6 protein-coding genes are annotated in these 6,277 nt (G+C 39.9%); 2 read left to right on the forward strand and 4 right to left on the reverse strand.

Annotated elements, in window-relative coordinates; translation table 11 throughout:
- Positions 1-66: 66 nt before the first annotated feature.
- A complete protein-coding gene (locus tag P20480_RS06345) occupies positions 67-822 on the reverse strand; it encodes a 4'-phosphopantetheinyl transferase family protein (protein WP_006794901.1) in 756 nt (251 codons plus the stop codon).
- Positions 823-962: 140 nt separating this feature from the next.
- On the opposite strand from P20480_RS06345, the gene P20480_RS06340 reads away from it, so the two are divergent.
- A complete protein-coding gene (locus tag P20480_RS06340; RefSeq protein ID WP_008130843.1) occupies positions 963-2,285 on the forward strand; it encodes a sodium-dependent transporter in 1,323 nt (440 codons plus the stop codon).
- Positions 2,286-2,289: 4 nt separating this feature from the next.
- On the opposite strand, the gene P20480_RS06335 is transcribed toward P20480_RS06340, so the two are convergent.
- The 3 genes from P20480_RS06335 to P20480_RS06325 form a co-directional block, all read right to left on the reverse strand.
- The gene (locus tag P20480_RS06335; RefSeq protein WP_008130845.1) at positions 2,290-3,030 is read right to left on the reverse strand and encodes an NYN domain-containing protein; all 741 of its coding nucleotides are present in this window, start codon (positions 3,028-3,030) and stop codon (positions 2,290-2,292) included.
- Positions 3,031-3,049: 19 nt separating this feature from the next.
- Positions 3,050-4,036, reverse strand: a complete 987-nt coding sequence (locus P20480_RS06330; RefSeq protein ID WP_008130847.1) for a 2-hydroxyacid dehydrogenase — start codon at positions 4,034-4,036, stop codon at positions 3,050-3,052.
- A 95-nt stretch (positions 4,037-4,131) separates the two neighbouring features.
- Positions 4,132-4,683, reverse strand: a complete 552-nt coding sequence (locus P20480_RS06325) for a glutathione peroxidase (protein WP_008130850.1) — start codon at positions 4,681-4,683, stop codon at positions 4,132-4,134.
- Positions 4,684-4,804: 121 nt separating this feature from the next.
- Between P20480_RS06325 and P20480_RS06320 the strand changes: the two genes are divergently transcribed.
- Positions 4,805-5,686, forward strand: a complete 882-nt coding sequence (locus P20480_RS06320; protein ID WP_008130852.1) for an NAD(P)-dependent oxidoreductase — start codon at positions 4,805-4,807, stop codon at positions 5,684-5,686.
- Positions 5,687-6,277: the final 591 nt, after the last annotated feature.

Below are 6,277 nucleotides of genomic sequence, written 5' to 3' on the forward strand. Positions count from 1 at the left end.
AACTAAATAACGAATTTTTGCCTAGCTATCACCACGTTTATCTATCCTCAAAATAGATCACTTAATTTAGCGGATTGGTATAAGCGAGACATCGGTTAACACAAAGCACCGCCAGTTGGTGCTTTTTTTATGCACTAAGGTTAAATCAAACGTCTCTGTTTGCGTGTTTACTACTTGGCTGCTTGCGGTCAAGCTGACTAAGGTTAATTCGTTAAATACGTTGGGGCTAAGTAATTTGGCAATAGGGCGACCAGTTGCTTTAGCTAATGACTCTTTTAATGTCCAAATTCTAAAAAAGGTATTGGCTTGGCTTTGCGTATTAGGTTGAGACGTAATTAATGTAACTTCGTCTGTGTGGTAAAAATGCTTGGCTAGTTTTTCAAACGGGCGCGTTAAGCTAATTTTTTCAAGGTCGAAGCCAAATGCCTCGCTTTCTAAATTTAAAGCAACCCCAACAAAACCATGAGAGTGCGATATACACGTATTAATAACGCACTCGTTAATATGCAGCTCCAATTTAGCCGTGGCTTGGTTAAAGCTTGTGTTAATGGCATTTAATGGCACATTTGAAAATTCAGGGAGGGTGGATTTTACAAGCAATTTTAAAAGTAAACGGCTTGCTACATATTCTTTTTTAGCTATTTGGTTTTTACGGCGGTTAATAACGGTTAATTCAAATTCGCTGAGTAAGCTCGCCAAGTTGTAATCAGCCAAACTAAGTGTATTAGCGTCGAACAACAAAACGGTACTTTTGCCTTTAGGTAAATTGGCAAAATCTGTTGGCGTTATAGTTAAGGCGTTATTAAAAAAATGTGCGGTCATATCAGCTCAAAAAGTAAAAAGTCGTTGTTATTGTGAGCAGTTAACGCGACAAACAAAGGCTGAATACAATTTTATTACTCAGCTGGCATTAAATATGGTTTAATTCACAACAATCAAAATAATAACAGATTTGTAGATGTATGGCACAAATGCGTGATGGGTTTCAAAGCCGACTTGGTTTTGTTTTAGCCGCTGCTGGCGCGGCAGTGGGTTTGGGTAATATTTGGGGATTTCCTACACAAGCTGCTAATCATGGCGGTGGAGCATTTTTACTCGTCTATTTTCTGGTTATCTTTTTATTGGCGTTACCGGCGCTATATACCGAGCTTTATTTAGGCCATAACGCACAAGCAAACCCGGTAAAAGCGCTGGGTAACGCATGGCAAGATAGCAACCGTAAAATAGGTGCAGCTGCGGGCTATATTGGCCTTGCGGGTGCTGTGGTCATGTTGAGTTTTTATTCAATTGTGGCAGGGTGGATGCTGTCGTACGCAATTGAGCCTGTTACAACGTTTGTTGGTTTACACAGTGTGAGCGAGTTTTTACACAGTGACTCGCAAGCCCGTAATTTTGTATTTACACCATTAATGCTTATTTTAACGGCCTGCATTATTTTAAAGGGGGTTAAATCGGGTATTGAAACCTGGTCGCGCCGACTTATGCCTATGCTATTGGTGTTACTTGTCGCGCTAATTGCTTATATAGCCACTTTGGATGGCGCAAGCGAAGGTTTTGCAGCGTATTTAATGCCTAACTTTAGCCAAATACTCGATCCAAATTTAATTATTGCCGCTATGGGACAAGCGTTCTTTTCGTTGTCGTTAGGGGTGGGTTGTATGATGATTTACGGCTCGTATTTACAGCCTGATGCCAATTTACCAAAACTAACGGCAAGTGTTGCATTACTTGATACGAGCGTTGCATTTTTAGCCGGTTTACTTATTATTCCGGCTATTTATGTTGCACAGCATAACGGTGTTGAGGTGTTTAGTGGCGGTAAATTAATAGGTGAAGGGCAGCTTATATTTGCTATTTTACCTGAGCTATTTAATACCATGGGAGAAATAGGGTTACTGGTTGGTTTATTGTTTTTTGTTTTGATGTCGATAGCGTCTGTGACCTCGACTATTTCGTCTACTGAAATTCCGGTTGCGTTTTTAGTTGAAAACCACAATGTAAACCGAACTAAAGCCACGTGGTTGGTAAGCTTAGTGGTTTTAATATGTGCGAGTGCAATTATAGTAAACTTTGATTGGTTATTTGGTTTAGTTATTATGGTGTTTACTCAGTACCAACTCCCGTTAATGGGGTTGTTTTATTTTATAACGGTTGGCTGGATGTTCAAACGAGGTAATAAGTTACACCAAGCTAGCACCGGCGCGCATTTTTGGTTTGCCCAGTATATTCGTTTTGTATGCCCAATATTAATGACCTTGGTGTTTGCAAACGTCGCGTTTGGTTAATAACTTAATGCAACGAGACTAAAAAGCCTCCGTCGGGGGCTTTTTGCATTTTAAAATGCTGATCGTGATATTTAAAATATTGATATAGCTTACTTACGCCTAGCTGCTTTTTTGTAATGTTGAATATTCGATGAAGATAGGTACCAACATCCACTGTTTCAGAGAGTCCAGTTTTTGCATGTTGTGTGTTCTCAACGGCTTCTTTCACCAGTGCTAAATGGTAGGTATCAACAGAGGCAATACTTTTATTTTTTACTTTGGGTATGGTGTTTTGTTTACCTAAAATATAAAAATCATCAAAGTAGTGTTTAGCGCTCGCTGTATTATTACCAAACCCTATTACTTTTTTACCATTTCGTCTTAAAAAGTGCACTAGCGCCGCAAAGTCAGAATCAGATGAAGCGATTGCAAAAGTGTCAATCGGCGAGACATACAATGACTCCATAACCCCGACAGTTAACGCAATATCGGCAGCATTACTTTTCGATTTTACGAGTTTTTCTTGGTACACCATTTCTATAGCAAAGCGCGAGCATATATTCACCCAAGGTTTTAGCTGTACAGCTCCAAAGTTGCCATATGCTTTTTTAACCTCAATATGTTCAAACTTAGCCATTATTTGCTCTATATATTTATGGCTTATATTTTCTGCATCTATGAATAACGCTGTTTTTCCATTTAAACACCTGCTAAAAAAGCCATTAAATATAACTAATTGATACCACTGCAATGCATATTTTGGCAAGTGTAAATGGCTATAAATGTTAATTTTTAAAAACGGAGTTAGTAAGCGGTTTACTCTGTTCAACCTCAAGAGCATTTGTGATGGTGGTGTTTGCTATTTCGTTGAGCGCTTCTTGAGTAAAAAAGCCTTGATGCCCGGTGATCAGGACATTTTTAAAACCAACTAAACGGGAAAATATATCGTCTTGGTTTATTTCGTCGCTGTGGTTTTTAAAAAACAGTTCGGATTCTTGCTCGTATACATCAAGTCCTAAGTAACCTAGTTTTTGTGTTTTAAGTGCTTGTATGCAGGCTTTGCTGTCGAGTAATGCACCACGTGAGGTGTTGATAAGCATAACGCCGGGTTTCATTTTAGCAAAAGCATGTTCATCGATTAAATGATGGGTTTGCTCGTTTAGTGGGCAATGCAGCGAAATAATATCGCTTTGGGTAAGTAACGTGTTTAGGTCGGTAATGGAGTAGTTACCCGGTATTGCATTTGGGTCGCACACTAAAACGTTTGCGCCAAATCCATTGAGTATATTACACAGTGCTAAGCCAATTTTTCCGCACCCAATAATGCCCACTGTTTTGTTATGCAAGTTAAAGCCAAGTAACCCGTTTAGATCAAAGTTGTCTTCGCGCACGCGGTTGTAGGCTTTATGTGTTTTTCGGCTCAGTGTAAGCATAAGCGCAATACAATGCTCAGCTACGGCTTCGGGACTGTATGCTGGTACACGCAAAACATGAATGTTATGTGCTTTTGCCGCATCTAAATCAACATTATTAAAACCGGCACAGCGCAGTAATATAGTATTTACACCTTGGGCTGCTAATAGCCTTATAACTTGAGCATTAACTGTATCGTTTACAAATACACACACTGAATTGTAATTGCTTGCTAACACCGCAGTTTGCTCGTTAAGCGACTGCTCAAAATAGGTTATTGCTAAGTTATTATGAGTTGCAATACTCTGTTCAAAAAAAGGTTTTTCGTACTTTTGTGCGCTAAAAAAAGCAATGTTCATGGTGTGGCTCCAACAATTTGGTGCGTTTAAAATAGTTAACCTGTTTAAATTAAACTACGTTACTGCCATGTGCTCAAGTAGCGATTACTTTTTATTTACAGCGCTGTGCGCCTATTTAAAGCAGACATAATGGGTGTTGCTTTTATGTCACTTGGTTCAACGGCTTTCTGTAGGTGTGTTTCGATAACCTGTTTAAGTGTTTCAGGTTTAGTACGCGGTGCATAGCGTGCGACTAATTGCCCCTGTGAGTTAATTAAAAACTTTGTGAAATTCCATTTCACTGCACGGTTTTGTGAAATACCGCGGGTATGGCATTTTAAATAGCTAAATAAAGGGTGAGCGTCTGGGCCATTTACCATAACTTTACCAAATACTTTAAACGAAACACCAAACTGCATTTGGTAAAAATCTCTGATAGCTAAATTATCAAGTGGCTCGTTTTGCCCAAACTGGTTACATGGAAATGCAAGTACCGTTAAGCCACGTTCCTTGTACTCTTGGTATAGCTTTTCGAGAGCATTTAATTGCATTGAAAAACTACATTTACTGGCTGTATTGACAATGAGTACGGTTTTGCCTTTTAACTCGCTTAAAGAAAAATTTTCACTGTTATAAAGTGGTGCATTAAACTGATAAATACTATCCATTGGTTACCTACTTAATTTCCAATTGGTGGAAATTTTACAAAGACTTTCATTCGCTTTTTTGTTGGCCGGTTGACATAATCGGGACCTAGTTTCTAAGTTAGCAGTTAAATAGGTCATTTTTATGTCAATGAAAGTCGCATTTATAGGTTTAGGCGTAATGGGTTACCCAATGGCGGGGCATTTAGCCAATAAAGGGCATAGCGTATGTGTATTTAATCGTACGCAATCAAAGGCGCAAAGTTGGGCTGAACAATATAAAGGAAGCGTTGCAGATACCCCACGCGAAGCTGCTCAAGGCGCTGATATTGTATTTATGTGTGTGGGTAACGACGATGATTTACGTTCTGTAGTTTATGGTGACAATGGCGTTTTGGCGGGTATGTTACCGCATACCATATTAGTTGATCACACTACAACCTCTGCAGAAGTTGCCCGTGAAGTAGCTGCAAAAGCGGCGCTGCAAAATATTGACTTTATCGATGCGCCAGTGTCCGGCGGACAAGCCGGTGCAGAAAATGGCGTTTTAACAGTAATGGCTGGTGGCATTGAAGCCGTATTTGCAAAAGTACAGCCTGTAATGGCGGCGTTTAGCCGTTTTAGCCAATTGTTAGGTGGCGTAGGCTCGGGCCAGCTTTGTAAAATGGTTAATCAAATTTGTATTGCCGGTGTTGTACAGGGTTTAGCCGAGGGCTTACATTTTGCTAAGCAAGCAGGGCTTGATGGCGAAAAAGTAATTGAAACCATTTCTAAAGGTGCTGCAGGATCGTGGCAAATGGAAAACCGCTACAAAACAATGTGGGCAGGTGAGTACGAGTTTGGTTTTGCCGTAGATTGGATGCGCAAAGATTTAGGCATTGCGCTTGATGAAGCTAAAAACAATGGTGCTACGTTGCCAATGACTGCAACGGTAGACCAATATTACGCTGATGTACAAGCACTTGGCGGCGGCCGATACGATACTTCAAGCCTACTTGCACGAATAGAGGCGCTGCATAAAAAATAACTATGTGTGTTTTAAATTAAACAGGTTCCGCGTTTAACTTGTAGACGCGAAGCTTGCCTGTTTAGCGGGTAATGCCCATAAGTGATTTATTCACAAAAAGGGTAAGGGTCGCTGCGCTTTTAGAGGCAGTGATAGTGTTAAAAAGGTTGTTGTTGGTTCATGTTTTCTCATTTACTTCTCATTCGTTTCTCTTTGTGCAAAAGTTTTTTATTTTAAAGCTTCGCTTTTCACATCAGCAAGCTCTTCATCTTCCGCTAAGGTGTATATATGGGTTTTACTTTTAGATGCGCAGCTTGCTGGCGTGATGGGCAAAACCCGTAAAGTGATTTATTCACAAAGAGGATAAGAGGCGCTGCGCCTTTAGAGGCAGTGATAGTGCAAAAAAGGTTGTTGTTGGTCTGTATGTTTTCTCACTTACTTCTCATTTGTTTCTCTTTGTGCAAAAGTTTTTTATTTTAAAAGCTACGCTTTTCACATCAGCAAGCTCTGCATCTTCCGTTAAGGTGGCGTATATATGGGTTTTGCTTTTAGATGCGCTGCGCTTTAGAGGAAGAGATAGTTCTAAAAAGGTTTATGTTTTTATGCCCTCTC

The organism is Pseudoalteromonas sp. BSi20480 (assembly GCF_000241365.1).
Lineage (GTDB): Bacteria > Pseudomonadota > Gammaproteobacteria > Enterobacterales > Alteromonadaceae > Pseudoalteromonas > Pseudoalteromonas marina.